Origin of the sequence: Kocuria sp. NPDC057446 (assembly GCF_042802875.1) — a bacterium.
In the GTDB taxonomy this organism is placed as follows: Bacteria; Actinomycetota; Actinomycetes; order Actinomycetales; family Micrococcaceae; genus Kocuria.
Genome location: NZ_JBHVDI010000015.1, coordinates 21,094 through 38,850, shown reverse-complemented (window position 1 = coordinate 38,850; position 17,757 = coordinate 21,094). Strand labels below are relative to the sequence as shown.

General features: G+C 71.2%; 13 protein-coding genes and 1 pseudogene. 1 reads left to right on the top strand and 13 read right to left on the bottom strand.

The features are described from left to right. Nucleotides 1-108 precede the first annotated feature (108 nt). The 12 genes from ACFU0Y_RS03685 to ACFU0Y_RS03630 all read right to left on the bottom strand — a co-directional run bounded on the left by ACFU0Y_RS03685 (nt 109) and on the right by ACFU0Y_RS03630 (nt 15,604). A complete protein-coding gene (locus ACFU0Y_RS03685) occupies nt 109-1,464 on the bottom strand; it encodes an MFS transporter (RefSeq protein ID WP_380213094.1) in 1,356 nt (451 codons plus the stop codon). After that, on the bottom strand, nt 1,461-3,356 hold the full coding sequence (locus ACFU0Y_RS03680) for an FAD-dependent monooxygenase (protein WP_380213092.1): 1,896 nt from the start codon (nt 3,354-3,356) through the stop codon (nt 1,461-1,463). Before ACFU0Y_RS03680 ends, ACFU0Y_RS03685 begins: the two co-directional genes overlap by 4 nt. Before the next feature lie 43 nt (nt 3,357-3,399). Further along, complete coding sequence (locus ACFU0Y_RS03675) at nt 3,400-4,215, bottom strand: HpcH/HpaI aldolase/citrate lyase family protein (protein ID WP_380213091.1); 816 nt, start codon at nt 4,213-4,215, stop codon at nt 3,400-3,402. Beyond that, the gene (locus ACFU0Y_RS03670; protein ID WP_380213090.1) at nt 4,200-4,985 is read right to left on the bottom strand and encodes a 2-keto-4-pentenoate hydratase; all 786 of its coding nucleotides are present in this window, start codon (nt 4,983-4,985) and stop codon (nt 4,200-4,202) included. Before ACFU0Y_RS03670 ends, ACFU0Y_RS03675 begins: the two co-directional genes overlap by 16 nt. A gap of 15 nt (nt 4,986-5,000) precedes the next feature. Then, nucleotides 5,001-6,167: a 3,4-dihydroxyphenylacetate 2,3-dioxygenase gene (gene hpaD / locus ACFU0Y_RS03665; protein ID WP_380213089.1), complete on the bottom strand. Its 1,167-nt coding sequence runs from the start codon at nt 6,165-6,167 to the stop codon at nt 5,001-5,003. Nucleotides 6,168-6,212: 45 nt separating this feature from the next. After that, a complete protein-coding gene (hpaE, locus tag ACFU0Y_RS03660; protein ID WP_380213088.1) occupies nt 6,213-7,766 on the bottom strand; it encodes a 5-carboxymethyl-2-hydroxymuconate semialdehyde dehydrogenase in 1,554 nt (517 codons plus the stop codon). Next, nucleotides 7,763-8,452: a GntR family transcriptional regulator gene (locus ACFU0Y_RS03655; RefSeq protein WP_380213087.1), complete on the bottom strand. Its 690-nt coding sequence runs from the start codon at nt 8,450-8,452 to the stop codon at nt 7,763-7,765. The genes hpaE and ACFU0Y_RS03655 overlap by 4 nt, the downstream gene beginning before the upstream one ends. Next, complete coding sequence (locus ACFU0Y_RS03650) at nt 8,449-10,017, bottom strand: fumarylacetoacetate hydrolase family protein (protein ID WP_380213086.1); 1,569 nt, start codon at nt 10,015-10,017, stop codon at nt 8,449-8,451. Before ACFU0Y_RS03650 ends, ACFU0Y_RS03655 begins: the two co-directional genes overlap by 4 nt. A gap of 406 nt (nt 10,018-10,423) precedes the next feature. Beyond that, nucleotides 10,424-11,119 (bottom strand): NAD(P)H-binding protein, encoded by a 696-nt coding sequence (locus ACFU0Y_RS03645; protein WP_380213093.1) that lies wholly within the window; start codon nt 11,117-11,119, stop codon nt 10,424-10,426. A 347-nt stretch (nt 11,120-11,466) separates the two neighbouring features. Then, the gene (locus tag ACFU0Y_RS03640; RefSeq protein WP_380213085.1) at nt 11,467-11,838 is read right to left on the bottom strand and encodes a hypothetical protein; all 372 of its coding nucleotides are present in this window, start codon (nt 11,836-11,838) and stop codon (nt 11,467-11,469) included. Between the two features lie 130 nt (nt 11,839-11,968). Beyond that, nucleotides 11,969-13,537, bottom strand: a complete 1,569-nt coding sequence (locus ACFU0Y_RS03635) for an APC family permease (RefSeq protein WP_380213084.1) — start codon at nt 13,535-13,537, stop codon at nt 11,969-11,971. A 3-nt stretch (nt 13,538-13,540) separates the two neighbouring features. Then, entirely contained in the window at nt 13,541-15,604 is a 2,064-nt protein-coding gene (locus ACFU0Y_RS03630; protein ID WP_380213083.1) for a primary-amine oxidase, read from the bottom strand. Between the two features lie 15 nt (nt 15,605-15,619). On the opposite strand from ACFU0Y_RS03630, the pseudogene ACFU0Y_RS03625 reads away from it, so the two are divergent. Beyond that, nucleotides 15,620-16,668 (top strand): annotated as a pseudogene (locus ACFU0Y_RS03625) (aldehyde dehydrogenase family protein). A gap of 117 nt (nt 16,669-16,785) precedes the next feature. On the opposite strand, the gene ACFU0Y_RS03620 reads toward ACFU0Y_RS03625, so the two are convergent. Further along, the gene (locus ACFU0Y_RS03620; RefSeq protein WP_380213082.1) at nt 16,786-17,757 is read right to left on the bottom strand and encodes a helix-turn-helix domain-containing protein; all 972 of its coding nucleotides are present in this window, start codon (nt 17,755-17,757) and stop codon (nt 16,786-16,788) included.

Below are 17,757 nucleotides of genomic sequence, written 5' to 3'. Positions count from 1 at the left end.
TCCGGCCCCCCCACCCCGCCCCCCGGCCGGGGGGCGGCCCCGGCCCTCCTCCCCCCCGGGTGGGTGGGTGCCCGGCGGGGCGGGGCCGCCCCCCCCCCCCCGAGGCCACTACCGCACGGAGCTGCTCATCTCACGGAGCGGGGCCGGCACCGGGCGCTTGTCGAACACCGTGCTCCCGATCTCCTGCTCGGCCTGGTTGTTGATGGACAGGTCGATCCTGGAGCGGTCCCGGACCAGGCTCACGGCGATCAGGGCCACCACGCACATCCCGATCAGGTAGCCGGCGATGGCGGGCGTGCCACCGGTGGCGTCGAGCAGGGCCTGGGCGATCATCGGCGCGAAGGCGCCACCGAGGATGGCGCCGATCGCGTAGGAGATCGACACGCCGGAGAACCGGATGGAGGCCGGGAACAGTTCGGAGTACAGGGAGGCCTGGGGGCCGTAGGTCAGGCCCGTGCCGATGCAGATGAGGCCCAGCCCGACGTACAGGTTGACGAGGGAGCCCGAGTCGATGAGCAGGAACAGCGGCCAGATGGTGAGGATCAGCCAGACGTAGCCGATCTGATAGGTGAGCTTGCGTCCGATGCGGTCCGAGAGGATCCCGGCCGCCAGCGTGGAGACCAGCCACACGGTGGCGGCGAAGGTCATGGCCACCAGCACATCGGTCCGGGAGAGCCCGACGGCGTCCGACGTGGCGTAGGCAGGGATGAAGCCGCCGGTGGACATGTAGCCCACGGCGTTGTTGCCCACGAAGATCAGGGCCGCGATGGCCACGAGGTGCCAGTACTTCCGGAACAGTTCCACGATCGGGACGCTCGCCTGCTCCTTCTTGGCGGCGATCTCCTGGAAGACGGGGGACTCGTCCACGGCGATGCGGACGAAGTAGCCGACCGCGATGAGGACGACCGAGGCGATGAACGGAACACGCCAGCCCCACGCGAGGAACTGGTCCCCGGGGGAGATCACACCGGTCATCAACGCGGTGACGGCGGTGGCCAGCAGCAGTCCCAGGGGCACGCCCAGCTGCGGCATGGAGCCGGCCAGCCCACGGCGGTCGGCCGGCGCGTGCTCCACGGCCATCAGGGCCGCCCCGCCCCACTCGCCGCCGGCGGAGACGCCCTGCAGCACGCGCAGGAGGATCAGCAGCACCGGGGCGATCACCCCGGCCGACTGGTAGGTGGGCAGCAGGCCGATCAGGGTGGTGGCCCCGCCCATGAGGACGAGCGTGACCACCAGGATGGCCCGCCGGCCCACCTTGTCCCCGTAGTGCCCTGCCAGGAAGGCGCCCAGCGGACGGAACAGGAAGGAGATGCCGACCGAGGCGAAGGCCAGCAGCAGGCCGACGGATTCCCCGGCGGGCTCGAAGAACAGCTGGGAGAACACCAGGCCTGCCATCGTGGCGTAGATGAAGAAGTCGTACCACTCGACGGTGGGGAGTGTGGTGGGACGGCCGTGACCGGTCAGCGGGTGAAGATCGGCGTCAGGAAGTCCGACAGCTCGGCGGTCGCGGTCAGCGGCAGCACGTGGGCGACGTACTGGTCCGGGCGGACCACCACGACCACGCCGTCCCGGCTCAGGCCGCGGGCCGCGTAGATGTCCTCCTCCGGGTCCGTGCCCCACACCTTGTTGAGGTTGGAGATCCGGAACTCGCCGACCTTCGGGCGGAACACGGACGGGGTCCTCATCAGCTCCACCTCCTCGTGCGGCTGCTGGTAGACCACGTGCAGGTCGAACAGGGCGTCGAGGTCCTGGCCCGCCGGGGTGAACCGGCGCACCGGGGACTCCGCGGAGTCCATCCACTCCGCCCAGGCCCGCAGCGGCGAGTCCTCCGCGGAGGACACGGCGGCGTCGGCGAAGGCGTAGATCCGCCACCGCCCGTCGGCGGTGTGCTGGTGTCCGAGGAACTTCGGGTTGGTGTCCGAGACGCGCTTGACCGGGTGGGCCTTGAAGCGCTTGCCCAGGGGGAAGCCCGTGGCGAGGTCCTGGTGCGTCGCCCCGCCCACGAGCAGTCCGGCCGGGTACTCCGTCATGAAGCCCGCCGGGAACTCGGCGGTCTTCTGGTAGAAATCCTCGAGCGCGGAGGAGCTCCCCAGCTCCTCCGGCTTGGCGGCCATCATGGCGGACCACTCCCGGTCGAAGTCGATGAGGTTCTGGGCCACCGGCTGGCGCTCGGCCGAGTAGGTGGACAGCAGCGACGCCGGGCTCAGCCCGGTCAGCACGTGACCCAGCTTCCAGCCCAGGTTGAACGCGTCCTGGATGGAGACGTTCATGCCCTGGCCCGCCTTGGCCGAGTGGGTGTGGCAGGCGTCGCCGGCGATGAACACCCGCGGGTCGCGCTGCCCCGCCTCCTCGGCGGGGACGTCGTCGAAGCGGTCCGTCACCCGGTGGCCGACCTCGTAGACGCTCCACCACGCCACGTCCTTCACGTCCACGGTGTAGGGCGAGACGATCTGGTTGGCCTGGGCCACGATCGACTCGATCGGGGTCCTGCGGACGGCGCCGGCGTCGTTCTGGTCCACCTCGCCGAGGTCCACGTACATGCGGAACAGGAAGCCGCCCTCGCGCGGGATGTGCAGGATCGACCCGTGCTTGGACTGGATGGCGCACTTGGTGCGGATGTCCGGGAAGTCGGTCTCGGCCAGGACGTCCATGACGCCCCACGCGTGGTAGGACACGGCGCCCACGTGCTGGGCACCGATGTCCCGGCGGACCTTCGAGTGCGCGCCGTCGCCCCCCAGGACGTACTTGGTGCGGACCACGCGCTCCTCGCCCGGGCTCGTGCCGCCCTCCGGCTGGTCGCCGGTGCGCTTCAGGGTCACGGTGACCGGGTACTCCCCCTCGCCGACCTCGAGCTTGACGAACTCCCAGCCGAAGTACGGCTCGGTCCGGGTCGGGGCGTTCCTGGCGAAGCGGGCGAAGTAGTCCAGCACGCGCGCCTGGTTGACGATCAGGTGCGGGAACTCGCTGACGCCCGTGGGGTCGTCCACGGCCCGTGCGGTCCGGACGATGTGCTCCGGGTTGGCGGGGTCCGGCTTCCAGAAGTTCATCTCGCTCAGGTGGAACGCCTCGGCGGTGATCTCCTGGGCGAAGCCGAAGGCCTGGAACGTCTCGACGCTGCGGGCCTGGATGCCGTCGGCCTGGCCGATCTCCAGCCGGTAGGGCCGGCGGTCGACGAGGCACGTCATGACGTCCGGGAAGCTGGCCAGCTGGGCGGTGGCGGTCATGCCGGCAGGGCCTGCACCGACCACGAGCACGTCCATGGTCTCGGGCAGCTCGGGGGAACGGTCGATGCCCACACCGGCGGCGGGCTGGACACGGGGGTCCGTGGACACGTACCCGTGGTGGTGGAACAGCATGGCGTCTCCTAACGCAGGGAGGTGGTCGTGTGGTCCGGTCGGTTCAACCGGTCGGTGCGGTGGAGCCGCACCAGGTGTCGGCGAGGGCCTCGGTGGCCCGGGCCAGGAGCGCGACGTCGGCCCCGACGTTGACGAAGTCGGCCCCGGCCGCCACGTAGTCGCGGGCCCGGTCGGCGGCGAAGGCGTTGACGCCGACGAACTTCCCGGCCGCCGTGACCTCCTCGATCACGGTCTTCACGGCCGCGACCACGTCCGGGTGGTCCTGCCGGCCGAGCAGGCCCATGGAGGCGGCGAGGTCGGAGGGGCCGATGAAGATGCCGTCGATGCCGTCGACGGCGGCGATCTGCCGGGCGTTCTCGACGGCGGCGGCGGACTCGACCTGGACGACGAGGGTCACCAGGTCCGCGGCCCGCTCCAGGTAGTCCGGGATCCGGTTCCACCGCGCCGAGCGGGCCAGTGCGGAGCCGACGCCCCGCACCCCGCGCGGCGGGTAGTGCACGGCGCGCACCGCCGCCTCGGCGTCCTCGGTGGTGTCCACCATGGGGATGACGAGGGACTGTGCGCCCAGGTCGAGGAACTGCTTGACCAGCACGGTGTCCAGGGCGGGCACGCGCACCACGGGGACGACCGGGTAGCCGGCCACGGCCCGCAGCTGGGACTGGACGGTCTCCAGCCCCAGGGGCGCGTGCTCGCCGTCGAGCAGCAGGTAGTCCAGGCCGGCGGACGCGCAGATCTCGGCGCTGGACGGGTCACCGGAACTGACGAACATCCCGGCGGCCGGCCGGCCGCTCCGGCCGGCGCGCGCCGTGGCCGTGAACAGGTCCTTGAGGCTGGGCTGTGGTTCTAGGCGAATCGGCATGTGATGGTCCCTAACTCTCCGTAGTCGGCGTACACGGTGTCCCCGGCATAGACCCACATCGGGCGGGTGAAGGACCCGGCGAGGATGATCTCCCCGGCCTCCAGCCGGTCCCCGTGGCCGGCGATCCGGTTCGCCAGCCAGTGCACCCCGTTGGCCGGGTGGTTGAGCACCCCGGAGGCCACCCCGGTCTCGATGATCTCCTGGTTGCGCCACAGAGCCCCGGCGACCCAGCGCAGGTCGACGGCGTCCGGGGCGACCGGGCGGCCCCCGATCACCATGGAGCCGAGCGCGGCGTTGTCCGAGATCGTGTCGGTGATGGTGCGGCCCTCCATCTCGATGCGCGAGTCCAGCACCTCGAGGGCCGGGACCACGTACTCGGTGGCGCGCAGCACGTCGAAGAGGTTCACGCCGGGGCCGGCGAGGTCCTCCTTCAGGACGAAGGCCAGCTCCATCTCGATGCGCGGGTGGGTGTACCGCGCCCACTCGTAGACGTGGCCGGACTCGACCACCTGGTCGTCGAAGATCACCCCGTAGTCCGGCTCGTCGATGCCGGTGGCGTCCTGCATGGCCTTGGAGGTCAGCCCGATCTTGTGCCCGGCCTTGGTCCGCCCGGCCTCCACCTGCCGCTGCGCCCAGATCCGCTGCACCGCGTAGGAGTCCTCGATCTCCATCTGCGGGTACCGCGCGGTCAGCCGCGGCACCGGCGTGCGGTCCAGCCCGGCCTGGTGCAGCTCATCGGCGATCTTCACATGGGTCTCGTGGTCCAGCATCGTCCCGGTCCCCGCTCAGAGCTGGTTTCCGAGCTTGAAGCCCTTCGCGGCCTCGCCCTTGTAGGTGCCGTTCTCGTCGCCCTCCCGGGTGTAGGAGAACCCGTCGGCGCCGATGGTCACCTCCATCTCGGAGTCCTCGGTGCGCTTCACGGGCTCCTTCGGGTTGCCGTCCAGGTCCAGGACCAGGGAGGCCTCGGTGTACCAGGACGGGACCACCGGGTTGCCCCAGAAGTCACGGCGCTGGTTGTCGTGCACGTCCCAGGTGACGACCGGGTTGTCCGGGTCGCCGGTGTAGTAGTCCTGGGTGTAGATCTCGATCCGGTGGCCGTCCGGGTCGAGGATGTACAGGTAGAACGCGTTCGAGACGCCGTGGCGGCCGGGTCCGCGCTCGATGCGGTCGGAGATGCGCAGGGCGCCCATCTTGTCGCAGATCGCCAGGATGTTGTGCTTCTCGTGGGTGGCGAAGGCGACGTGGTGCATGCGCGGGCCGTCGCCGCCGGTCATGGCGGTGTCGTGCACCGTCGGCTTGCGGCGCATCCAGGCGGCGTAGACGGTGCCCTCGTCGTCCTGGATGTCCTCGGTGACGCGGAAGCCCAGGTCCTGCATGAACTTCGTGGCGCGCGGCACGTCCGGGGTGACCTGGTTGAAGTGGTCCAGCCGGACCAGGGCGCCCGGGGTGTACAGGTCGTAGCGCCAGGCCAGCCGCTCGACGTGCTCGACGTCGTGGAAGAACTCGTACGGGAAGCCCAGCGGGTCCTCGACGCGCACCGAGTCGCCGATGCCCTGGGTGAAGCCCTCCGGGCGCCGCTCCACGCGGCAGCCGAGCTCCTCGTAGAAGGCCACGGCCCGGTCCAGGTCCTCGGGGCTGCGCACACGGTAGGAGAAGGCCGCGACGGCGGCCACGGGACCTTGGCGCAGCACGAGGTTGTGGTGGATGAACTCCTCCAGGGACCGCAGGTAGACGGTGTTCTCGTCCTCCTCGGTCACGGTCAGCCCGAGCACGTCCACGTAGAACTCCCGGGAGCGCTGCAGGTCGGTGACCACGAGCTCCATGTAGGCGCAGCGCAGGATGTCCGGCGCGGGGGCCTGCGGGGTGGGGATCGGGTTGTCGGAGCGGATCGGGGCTTCCTGGGAGACGTAGAAACCGGAGGACGTCATCGTCCGGTCGTCGAGGTGGGTCATGGCTGTCCTTCGTGAAGAGGTGTGGATGTCTGGAGTCGTGGAGGGTCAGGCCTGGAGTTCCTCGGCGGCCTGCTCCTGGCGGCCGAAGACCGGGTTGTGCACCTCGCCGAGGTTGATGTGCACGGCCTGCTGGTCGGTGTAGAAGTCGATGGACCGGTAGCCGCCCTCGTGGCCCAGCCCCGAGGCCTTCACCCCGCCGAAGGGGGTGCGCAGGTCGCGGACGTTGTTGGAGTTGAGCCAGACCATGCCGGCCTCGACGTTCTGGGCGAAGTTGTGGGAGCGCTTCAGGTCGTTCGTCCAGATGTAGGCGGCCAGGCCGTACTTGGTGTTGTTGGCCAGCGCCAGGGCCTCCTCGTCCGTGTCGAAGGGGGTGATGGCCACGACGGGGCCGAAGATCTCCTCCTGGAAGATCCGGGCATCCGGGGCGACGTCGGCGAAGACGGTCGGCCGGATGAAGTTGCCCTCGGGGAACTCCTCCGGGCGGCCGCCGCCGGCGGTGAGGCGGGCCTCCTGCTTGCCGATCTCCACGTAGGACATGACCTTCTCGAAGTGCTCGGGGTGCACCAGGGCGCCGACCTCGGTGGTCTCCTCGTGCGGCAGGCCGACCTTCACGCGCTGGGCCTGGGCGGAGTAGCGGGCCACGAACTCGTCGTAGATGCCGCGCTGGACCAGGATGCGCGAGCCCGCGGTGCAGCGTTCGCCGTTGAGGGAGAAGACGCCGAAGATCGTCGCGTCGATCGCGGCGTCCAGGTCGGCGTCCTCGAAGACGACGGCCGGGGACTTGCCGCCCAGCTCCATGGACAGTCCCTTCAGGTACGGCGCGGCGTTGCCGAAGATGATCTGGCCGGTGCGGGACTCGCCGGTGAAGGAGATCAGCGGGACGTCCGGGTGCTTGACCAGGGAGTCGCCGGCGAAGCCCTCCTCGCCGTAGCCGTGGACGATGTTGAACACGCCGGCCGGCAGGCCGGCCTCCTCGAAGATGCCGGGCCACAGGGACGCGGACAGCGGGGTGAACTCGGCCGGCTTGAGCACCACGGTGTTGCCGGTGGCCAGCGCCGGGCCCAGCTTCCAGGACTCCAGCATGAACGGTGTGTTCCACGGGGTGATGAGCCCGGCCACGCCGATCGGCTTGCGGTTGACGTAGTTCACCTGGCGGCCGGGCACCTTGTAGGTGTCGTCGGCCTGGGCGACGATCAGGTCGGCGAAGAAGCGGAAGTTCTCGGCGGCGCGGTTGGCCTGGCCCAGCGCCTGCTTGATCGGCAGACCGGTGTCGAAGCACTCCAGCTCGGCCAGGTCCTGGCCGCGGGACTCCACGATGTCGGCGATCCGGTGCAGCACCCGGGAGCGCTCGCGCGGGAGCATGTTCGGCCAGGGGCCGTTCTCGAAGGCGTCCTTGGCGGCGACGACGGCGGCGTCGATGTCGGCGACCTTGCCGGAGGCGGCCTGCAGGTAGGGCCGGTTGGTGACCGGGTCCAGCACGTCGAAGGTGTCGCCGTCGATCGAGTCGACGTGCTCGCCGTTGATGTAGTGCTGGATCTTCTCGGGCAGGTGGGCCGGAACCCAGCGCTGTGCGGTGTCGGTGGTGGTCTCGGTGCTCATGGGGCGTCCTTTCGGCGTGCGGTGTCCTGGGGTGTGCTGTGCGACGCCAGGTAGGCGTCGAGCGTGTTGAGACGGTGCTGCCTCGCGGCGGCCTCGACGGCGTCGAAGGGCGCGCCCCGGGCGATGAGGTCCAGCAGGTGGTCGTGCTCGTCCACGGAGGCACGGGCCCGGCCGGGGACGTAGGCGAAGGTGGAGGAGCGCAGGGCGGCCAGCCGGTTCCAGCCGCGGTGCACCAGGTCGAGGATGTGCGCGTTCTGGTGGTGCTCGTAGAGCGTGGAGTGGAACTGCTTGTTCAGCGCGGTGAACTGCACCGGGTCGAAGTCCTCCAGCACCCGGCGCATCCGGTCGTTGATCTCCCGGGCCCGCTGCAGTTCGGTTGCCGTGATCAGCGGAGCGCACTGGGCGGTGGAGAACCCCTCGACCAGGGCGAGGGTCTCCATGGTGTTCCGGTACTCCACGGGGTCGATGCCCACCACGGTGGCGCCGACATTGCGCTCGTAGGCCACCAGGCCGTCCTGCTGGAGCCTCCGCACGGCCTCGCGCACCGGGACCACGGACATCCCGAGCTCGGCGGCCAGCTGGGCCAGCACCAGGCGGCTGCCCGGGGCGAAGCGGCCCTGCTGGACCCCCTCGAGGATGGCCTGGTAGGCCAGGTCCGACTTGGACCGGAGGACCTCGGTGCTCACCGGTCGTCCTGTCTTGCGCGCAGCTGCTGGTGCTCCTGGTACCTGCGCTTCCACTCGGCGTTGGGCGGGAAGAGCCCGTCCACCGGGTGGCCCTCGGCCACCCGGTCGTACACCCACGCGTCCTGCTGCTCCTGCTCCCAGGCGTCGGCGATCACCTCGGTCAGCAGCTGCGGGGGGACGACCACGACGCCGTCGTCGTCGCCGATGACGATGTCGCCCGGCTGGACCGTGGTCCCGCCGCAGGCGACCGTCCCACCGACCTCCCAGGGGATGTGCCGGCGACCGAGCACCGCCGGGTGGGCGCCGTTGGAGTAGACCTGGAGGCCGACCTCGGCGACAGCGGCGCTGTCCCGCACGCCGCCGTCGGTGATCACCGCGTCGGCGCCGCGCACCTTGGCGCGCAGGGCAAGGACGTCGCCGAGGGTGCCGGTGCCCTTCTCGCCGCGGGCCTCCATGACCACCACGTCGTCCGGCTGCACCGTGTCCATGGCACGTTTCTGGGCGTTGAACCCGCCGCCGAAGGCCTTGAACAGGTCCTCCCGGTTGGGCACGTAGCGCAGGGTCTTGGCGTAGCCGAGGATGCGGCGGCCGGGATGAGTGGGCCGCACTCCGTCGATCGTGGCGTTGTCGATCCCCCGCCTGCGCAGCTGCGCGGTGATGGTGGCCACGGCCGTGCCGTTGATCTTCGCCCGGAGCTCGTCGGTGAGCAGGCTGCGGTCGGGGACCGGGGAGGCGGGCACGTAGTGGTACGGCTCGGCGTGCCCCGCGGCCGGCGGCAGACCGGCGGCCTCGCGGGAGCCCCAGGCCTCCTCCCGCTGGGTGTCGTCCACCTGCGGGGCGTGCCCGTAGGGCGCCATCGGCTCCTCGCCGGCCACCACGCGGGTGACGAGCCGCCCGCTGGAGGGAGCGCCGGGGGCGCCGGGGGCGTCCACCTCGACCTCGACGACGTCGCCCGGCTGGGCCACGGAGGAGCCGGCCGGGGTGCCCGTGAGGATGACGTCGCCCTCCTCCAGCGTCATGAGCTGGGACAGGTCCGCCACGAGCTGGCCGAAGGGGAAGACCAGGGCCTCGGTGGTGTCGTCCTGGACGAGGTCCCCGTTGACCCAGGTCCGGATGCGCAGCGCGGCCGGGTCGAGCCCGGCGGCCGGGATGACGTCGGGGCCCAGCGGGGTGTAGCCGTCCCCGGACTTGTTCTTGACGTTGGAGCCCTTGTCGGCGTGGCGCAGGTCGTACAGGCCCCAGTCGTTGGCGGCGGTGACGCCGGAGACCTTGGACCAGCCCTCCTCCGGGCGCACCCGGCGGCACGTCTGCCCGATGACCAGGGCGATCTCGCCCTCGTAGGCCAGCAGCTCGGTGCCGGCCGGGCGCTCGATCGTGGCGCCGGTCCGGGCGATGGAGGTCCCGGCCTTGAGGAAGTAGCCGGGGAACTTCGGGGAGCGGCCCCGCTGGGCGATGCGGGAGGGGTAGTTCAGGTGCAGGGCGATGACCTTCCCGGGGCGGTTCGCCCTGTCGGTGAAGTCAACGGACCCGGTGGCCCCGCGAGGAGCCGGTGTCGTCTCTGCCATGCCGTCCTGCCTTCGTGGTCTTCGGAGGTGGCCCAGGTCCGGCACGTCCGAACGTGTGTCCCAGGTCTTTTGCGTCAGATCGTATCTGATACGAAGTGGACGGCGCTACCCCTTCGACGCGACTTTTCCGACGGATCTGCGGGCGCCACATCCCGCACACGGTGAGGCCCGCGCGCCTCCTCAGCACCACGACGGCGGGCGCCGTCCGTCAGCCGGACGGGTCCGCGGCCCTCGACGAGGTCAGGGCAGCACCGCCCTCACACACCGGCAGTGTCCGCTCGCCCGGATGCGCGGATGCCGGCAACGGCTCAGGGGGCGAGGTGCTGCCAGGTGGCCGGCTCGTTCCGCAGGAGCTCCTCCAGCGTCCAGGGACGGAGACCGGTGACGTGCTCGATGGTGCGGCTGGTCACCGAGATCTCACCGGTGGCGATGCCCCGGTAGGAGCCGGTCCACCCGGCGATCTCCCACTCCTGGGCACGGCACGGGAGGCGCGGGCCTCGTCGTCGGTCTCGGCGAGGTAGCTGATCGTGCGGCCGATGACGGTGCTGAGGATGCGCGCGGTCTCGTGCAGGTCGATCGGTGCGGGACCGGAGACGTCGTAGACGTGGTCGGCGTGCACCGTGTCCAGCAGGGTCTCCGCCGCCCACCGGGCGATGTCGTGCCGGGTCACCCACGCCACCCTGCCCCGCCCGGCGGGACCGCGGATCACACCGTCCTGGACGAGGTCCGGCACCTCGTCGGCGTACAGGGAACTGCGCAGGGCGGTGACCCCCAGCCCGCTCTCCACGATGAGCTGCTCAGTCAGCGAGTGCTCACGGGCGAAGGTGAACGTGGCCTGCGGGGACGCACCCATGAAGGAGGTGTGGACGGTCCTGCTGACCCCGGCCGCCGTGGCCGCGCGCACAGCACTGCGGTGCACGGGCATCCGGTCCGCGCTCTCGGGCGCGGAGATCAGGAACAGCGTGTCCACGCCGGCCAATGCGGTGCGCATCGCGGATTCGTCCTCGAAGGAGGCTGCCACGACGTCCGCGCCGTCCAGCTCGGGCGCGCGAGAGGGGTCGCGCACGACGAGCCGTTGCGGCACTCCGCGTGCGGCGAGCATACGGGAGACCCGGGAACCCAGTCGGCCGGTGGCTCCGGTGACGGCGGTCGTTGCGGCGCCGAGCAGGTACTGCGTGGAACCGGCCAGCGCCGAGGCCGCCCCCACGTGCGCTCCACCGCCGACCTGCACATCGCCATGAGGGCCGGATCGCACGTGCCCCGCCCCAGCAGGCCGCTCCCGCTGCCCACCGCGGCCAGCAGGCGGCCGAGGACGAACAGCGCCGGGCCGGAGACCGATCGCCGACGGAGCGGTCGAGGCCCTGGTTCTTCTCGCGCTCTCCCCGGGAGGAGGGCGACCCCGGCAGCGCTCGTCCCGGACACGTCCCCGGCAGCGACCGACCGATCCGTTCAGGACCCCCGGGGCCGACGAGGGCGCAGGCGAGCCGCCGCCAGGCCCCCCGCGATCAGCTCCAGCACGAGGACCGTCATCATGATGCCGTGGTCCGCTGCGCCCGCGGCCGCGGCCGCGGCCACAGGATCCCCCCCGGGACGTCCCCCTCCACCATGCGCATGATGATGCGCTCCTCCTGCGGCACCTGCCATGAGGGGGACCATCAGGACGTGGAGCAGCGCCATGGCGAGGGCCATGGCCATGGCCATGCGCACAGGCTCCGTCGCCAGCGGCCGACGCAGCAGGCCCACCACGCAGAACGCACACAGCACGGCCATGGCGGCCATGACCAGCGACCACCCGGCACCGTGGCCACCACCCACCGCCATCCATCCGTGAGCCGCTGCCGAGCCGGCGACGGACAGCACCAGACAGCCGTGCAGCAACCCATCGGCCGCGGCGTTCACACGCGGCGCCGCACCCCGTTCCGACGTGCCGGCAGGAGCCGGCCGAAGAGCCTCAGCGGCGGACATCGCCGGCCCCCTGGGAAGCCGGGACCGTCGCGGTGTGCTCGTCGACGATCCGGCCCGAGCCGACCCCGGCGAACACCTCGGGCCGGTGGCGCCGCAGGTGTTCGCCCCACATCAGGCCGGCCGCCCCGGTGAGCAGGATGATCCCGGGCATCACCACCGCCAGCGGGCTGGGGCCCTCTGCGCCGATGAGGACGTCGAAGTTCACGAGGATGAGCACGAAGACCGTGCCGAGGCCGGCGGCCGAGATCGTCGGGGCGATCCAGCGCACCCAGGCCGAGTGCCCACCGGGGTCGCGGCGGAAGTGGCCGATGACGGCCACGGAGGTGACGGCCAGGAGGAAGATGAGCCCGAAGGCCCCGGCGTTGGTGAGCCAGGTGAACAGCGTGAGGACCGGGAACAGCGGGCCCAGTTCCGAGCCTCGGCCTGCGATCGCGAAGACGGCCACCAGGACCACGGCGAAGGCGCTCTGGGTCAGGGATCCAGCCACCGGAGCGTGGTTGCGAGCGCCCACCGCGCCCAGCCAGGACGGCAGCACGCTCTCACGGCCCAGGGAGAAGAAGTAGCGGGCCACGGCGTTGTGGAAGGCGATGAGCGCGGCCAGCAGGCTGGTGATGAACAGGACCTGGGCGATGTCGGTCAGCAGCGTCCCGCCGTGCTGGGCGAGGAGGACGAACACGAGGTCGGGCCCGTACTCCTGGGAGGCCGCGACGATCTGGCCCGGGCCCACGCCCACGGCCAGGGCCCAGGCGGACACGGCGTAGAACACGGAGATGATCGCCACGGCCGTGAAGGTGGCCTTCGGCACGGAGCGTGCGGGGTCCTTCACCTCCTCGCTGTAGATGGCGCCGGACTCGAAGCCCATGAAGGCGGCGATCCCGAAGGCCAGGACCGCGCCGATGCCGTAGGTGAACAGTTCGGTGGGCATGAAGGGCTGGGCGCTGATGCCCTCCGGGGCCACGGCCAGGGACAGCACGTCGACCACGATCACCACCAGGAACTCCAGGGCGACCAGCACGGCGATCACCTTGGCCGAGAGGTCCACTCGGCTGATGCCCAGCACACCCACCACGACGAGCCCCGCCAGGGCCGAGACCCACCACGGCACCCCGAGGCCCAGGCGCGCTTCGAGGAAGGACGACAGGGCGAACCCGAAGAGCCCGTAGATGCCGATCTGCATGGCGTTGTAGCTGATCAGGGCCAGCCAGGAGGCGCCGATGCCCTGACGCCGGCCCAGACCGTCGGCGATGTAGGCGTAGAAGGCCCCGGCGTTGGTGATCCGGGCGGACATCGCCCCGTACCCCACGGCGAACAGTGCCAGCAGCACCCCGAGCAGGACGTAGCCCAGGGGCACCCCCAGCAGTCCGGCGACGGCGTAGGTGGAGGTCACCCCACCGGCCAGGACGGTCAGGGGTGCGGAGGCCGCGATGATGAGGAAGACCAGGGACGGGACGGTCAGCGTCCGGCGGTCGAGTCCCCCGCCGGCGTCGAGGTGGCTGTGCGGCGGGTGGCCGTCGGGCACGGGCGGGTTGTCGGACGGGGTGGTGCTGGTGCTCATGGCTCAGTCCTCGCAGTGGCAGTCGTGGGTGGAGTGGTCGCCGGTGCCGGTGATCGCGTGGGCGCTCTCCACCGCGGGGACCGTATCGGCGTGACCGACCTCGGTGCCGCAGCAGCGTCCGCCGGCGGTGGACCAGTCCGGCAGGTCCAGCGCCGGGTTGCGGTCCAGGAAGCCGTAGGGCTTGAACCAGAAGCCGTAGTAGTCCACCGGCATCACGGGCCAGTCCTCGGTGCGCGGGATGTGCGTGGGACCGAAGGTGTGCCACAGCACCACGTCCGTGTCGACCAGGTTCCGGTCCTGGGCCACCCAGTCCCCGAGGCCTCCGCCGGCGTGCTGGTTGGGGAAGTCCCCGGCCGGGAACCGCTCCTCGGCGTCGAAGGCGGTGACCCACAGGTGGTGGGTGGCGAACTCGGCCCGCTTCCGGGCCGATGAGCCCTCCGCGGCCAGCAGCCGCGGGCCCGGCATGGGGATCAGGTGGTAGGCGGTGGGCTCGCCCACGTGGTTGCGTCGGTGGGGGTTGGTGACGAACCACTTCCGGCCGGTCTCCGTGTTCGCGTCCCGGACTCCTTCGGACTCCCGGGTCACGTCGGTGCGCGACCATGTGAAGGCGTTGCCGTAGGGGTTGTCGTCGCCCATGGGCAGGGCCACGAGGTTCTCCTCCTGCACGGAGTTCTCCGTGCCGTCGACGGCGACGTCGAGCCGGGCGCAGAAGATGTGCTGGTGCACCGGTGCCTGGATGCCGGGGGCGATCTCGGCCGAGTGGCGGTTGGGCTGCCCGGGCAGGCAGGCGCCGGCGAAGACGATGCCGGTGGCCTTGGCCTCCACCTGGATGGAGCCGTCGAGGTAGAAGTACCAGAAGAAGCCGTACTCGTAGTTGCCGATGGTGGCGAAGTAGCTGATCACCAGCCGGCGGGAGCGGCGCACCTGCGGGGCCTCACCGGGCTCGGTGTGCTTCCAGAGCACGCCGTAGTCCTCCTCGTGCATGCACACCGCGTGCGGGATCTCCATCGGGTGGCCCTCGTCGTCGGCCACGTACACGTCGAAGTACTGGATGACGCCCAGGCAGTCGCAGCCGAGCTTGAGGGAGTTGGCGTTCTTGCCGAGCAGGTACTCCCCGGCGTCGAAGTAGCTGATCCAGAAGCGGGTGTTCGTGGTGTCCCCGTAGGGCACCACCATCTCCGGCACGGAGCCCCGGTAGAGCACGGAGCGGTCCTCGGGCTGCTCCCCGGTGTCGTCGCGGAAGGTGACCTGGTTGAGCACCAGGCCCTCCTGGGCGTTGAAGCCGATGCGCAGCTTCCAGTTCTCCCAGGTCACGTGGGTGCCGTCGACCTGGAAGGACGGGCCCTCCGGCTGGACGATGTCGAGGGGCTTGAGCGTGGTGCGGGCGGGGCCGACGTGCTCGGGGGTGTAGTTGGCGTCGGCCATGGGCACCGGGACGTCGCCCTCGTCCTCCAGGCGGATGACCTCCCCGGCCGTGAGGTCGACGTGGGCGATGAGCCCCTCGACCGGGTGGCCCCACGGGTTGTCGCCCTCGAAGCGGCGGTGGAAGGTCAGGGAGCGGATCACCCGCTTGCCGGTCTCGTCCTCCCGCGGGAAGAAACCCGGCGCCAGCGGGGAGACGAACGTGTGGGTGGTGTCCTCGATCCCCCGGCGGGCCATGGCCGCCTGCCAGCGCGGGTCCGCCTTGACGACCGCCCCGGCCCGGTCGTACTCCTCGAACAGGTACTGGGCCTGCCCGTAGGGGTGCTCCCCGGTGGGGAGGGTCTCGAGCGAGCGGACCTCGCCGGCGGTCACGGACACCACGGCCCGGCGCGTGCGGCCGGTGTCGGTGTCCAGCAGCGTGATGTCGAGCGAGCGGTCGAAGTCGTCGTCGCCCTCCGTGTGGCCCAGGACCACGGACTTCGGCGGCTCCACCGGCAGCACCCGGGGGAACCGGGTGGACGGGAGCAGCAGGTCGGCCCCCTCCAGCACGGCGCGGGCCGCGGAGATCTCGGCAGGTGTCAGCAGGTCCAGGGGGTGCGTGACGCCCAGTGCTGACGGTCGGACGGTGTCGGTGGTGTCGCTCATGGCAGTCCTCCAGGTGTGGCGGAGCGGACCGGGGTTCCGGCTGAAACGGTGATTTCCACCCATGGTGACGAGGATTACACCGCTTGTCCCCGGGCCGGACGGGTTCGTTCCCGGGATGGCGGTCGGCGTGCACGGACAGTCAAGGGCAGCGGTCCGGCCGCCGCGGCCTCCGCGCGCGGGGCGCAGCCCGGCTGGGCGTCCCGCAGCCACGCCGAACGGTCGGCCCTGCTGGATGCGGCCGCCGACGCGGTGGAGGCGTCCGCGGAAGCGCCGGCCGAGCTGCTCTCGAGGGAGCAGGGCGAGCCGCTCAACGGCCCCAGCGCCCGCTTCGAGGTCGGCGCCTGCGCGGCCTGGCTGCGCGCCACCGCCGCCCTCCCCCTGGAGCCGGAGACCCTCGTGGAGGAGAACGGGACCCAGGCCGAGCTGCACTACCGGCCCCTGGGCGTGGTCGGGGCGATCGGGCCGTGGGACTGGCCGATGATGATCTCCGTCTGGCAGCCGGCCCCGACCCTGCGGATGGGCGACACCGTGGTGCTGAAGCCCTCGGAGTACACCCCGCTGTCGGTGCTGGCCCTGGCGCACGTGCTCAACCAGCTGCTGCCCGAGGGCGTGCTGCACGTGGTGGCCGGGAGGTGGGTGAGCGCCTCTACGTCCACGAGAACGTCTACGACGCCGTCTGCGAGGCCCTCACCGAGGTCGCCGCGAAGATGCCGATGGGTGTCGGCCTGGACGAGAACAACGTCCTGGGCCCCCTGCAGAACCAGGCTCAGTACGACATCGTCGCCGACCTGGCCGAGCAGGCCAAGGCCGGGGGCGGGCGGGTGCTGCTCCGCGGCAACCCCGACACCGACCGGCCCGGGTACTTCTACCCCACCACCGTGGTGGCCGACCTCGCCGACGACAACCCGCTGGTGGCCCAGGAGCAGTTCGGGCCCGCGCTGCCCATCGTGAAGCACTCGGACATCGACGAGGCCGTCGAGATGGCCAACGGACTCGACGTCGGCCTGGAGTTCGGCGTCGAGGGCCTCAAGCACCTCGGCGCCCCCCAGGTCATCCACGGCTGAGCGGCCCTCTGACCGCGGACGGACGGTGCGGTCGTGGGCGCCAGTCGCCCCGGCACCGCGCCGGCCGGCTGCTGGACGAGGGTCGGCGTGGGCTGGGCCGGGACCGCGGCCCTCGGCTCAGGCCGCCAGTGCGCGCGCGCGGACCTGCGAAGGCGTCATGCCGTAGGCGGCCCGGAACACCCGGGAGAAGTGGGCGCCGTCGGTGAAGCCCCACCGGGACGCGACCCGGGAGATCGGCACGGCCGCGCTCACGGGGTCCTCCAGTGCCCTGCGGCACCGTTCCAGGCGTCGCCTGCGGATCCAGGCCGAGACCGTGGTGCCCTCCTCGTGGAACACCTGGTGCAGTCGGCGCACGGAGATGTAGTGCGCCCGGGCGATCATCGCCGGGTTCAGTTCGGGGTCGGCCAGGTGCGCCTCGATGTAGTCGTGCACGGTGGCGCGCAGCCGGTCCTTCTCGTCCAGCGAGACGGAGACCTGGCCGTCCAGCTCGCGGTTGAAGGACGTGGTGAGCAGGTCCAGAGCCGCGTTGCCCATGCGCTGGCCGGTCATTCCCGTCAGTTCGCCCATGTGATCGGCCAGGGAGGTGAGGAAGGACCCCACCATGCGGTGGACGGGGTCCTCGGGCCCGAGCCGGCGGGCCCGGAGATGGGTCACCGCGTTGGGGGGCAGATCCAGCGAAGCGTGGTCGAACATCAGCACCAGCAGCCGCGCGTCGTCGGGGAACTCCAGACGGTAGGGCGCAGAGGTGTCGTAGAGGGCCATGTCCCCGACGCCCAGCTCCGCGGTGTCCTCCCCCTGTTCCACGATTCCGCGACCCTCCAGCTGCACCCCGACCTTGAACCGGCCCGCTCCGAGGTCACCGGGCGTCACGAGAGCCCGTTCGACGACGTGGGGACCGAACCGCAGGTGGGTGACGTGCACCTTCCCGGCCTCCCGTGCCGCCATGTCACCCCGGAAGGTGCGAGGGGATGTCGTCGTGCAGGTCAGGGGCACGAAGGACCGGGAGGAGAGCCGCGTCCAGTCCTGGATCGACGTGATCAGGGCCGGGGCCGCGGCATCGCCGGCAGGAGTGCGCGATGTCGACACCAT

What these genes read in the sequence shown, in the direction of transcription:
- ACFU0Y_RS03680 (WP_380213092.1), bottom strand. Translation starts at nt 3,356, where the DNA reads ATGCTGTTCCACCACCACGGGTACGTGTCCACGGACCCCCGTGTCCAG.
- ACFU0Y_RS03675 (WP_380213091.1), bottom strand. Translation starts at nt 4,215, where the DNA reads ATGCCGATTCGCCTAGAACCACAGCCCAGCCTCAAGGACCTGTTCACG.
- ACFU0Y_RS03670 (WP_380213090.1), bottom strand. Translation starts at nt 4,985, where the DNA reads ATGCTGGACCACGAGACCCATGTGAAGATCGCCGATGAGCTGCACCAG.
- hpaD (WP_380213089.1), bottom strand. Translation starts at nt 6,167, where the DNA reads ATGACCCACCTCGACGACCGGACGATGACGTCCTCCGGTTTCTACGTC.
- hpaE (WP_380213088.1), bottom strand. Translation starts at nt 7,766, where the DNA reads ATGAGCACCGAGACCACCACCGACACCGCACAGCGCTGGGTTCCGGCC.
- ACFU0Y_RS03650 (WP_380213086.1), bottom strand. Translation starts at nt 10,017, where the DNA reads ATGGCAGAGACGACACCGGCTCCTCGCGGGGCCACCGGGTCCGTTGAC.
- ACFU0Y_RS03645 (WP_380213093.1), bottom strand. Translation starts at nt 11,119, where the DNA reads ATGCTCGCCGCACGCGGAGTGCCGCAACGGCTCGTCGTGCGCGACCCC.
- ACFU0Y_RS03640 (WP_380213085.1), bottom strand. Translation starts at nt 11,838, where the DNA reads ATGGCGGTGGGTGGTGGCCACGGTGCCGGGTGGTCGCTGGTCATGGCC.
- ACFU0Y_RS03635 (WP_380213084.1), bottom strand. Translation starts at nt 13,537, where the DNA reads ATGAGCACCAGCACCACCCCGTCCGACAACCCGCCCGTGCCCGACGGC.
- ACFU0Y_RS03630 (WP_380213083.1), bottom strand. Translation starts at nt 15,604, where the DNA reads ATGAGCGACACCACCGACACCGTCCGACCGTCAGCACTGGGCGTCACG.
- ACFU0Y_RS03620 (WP_380213082.1), bottom strand. Translation starts at nt 17,757, where the DNA reads ATGGTGTCGACATCGCGCACTCCTGCCGGCGATGCCGCGGCCCCGGCC.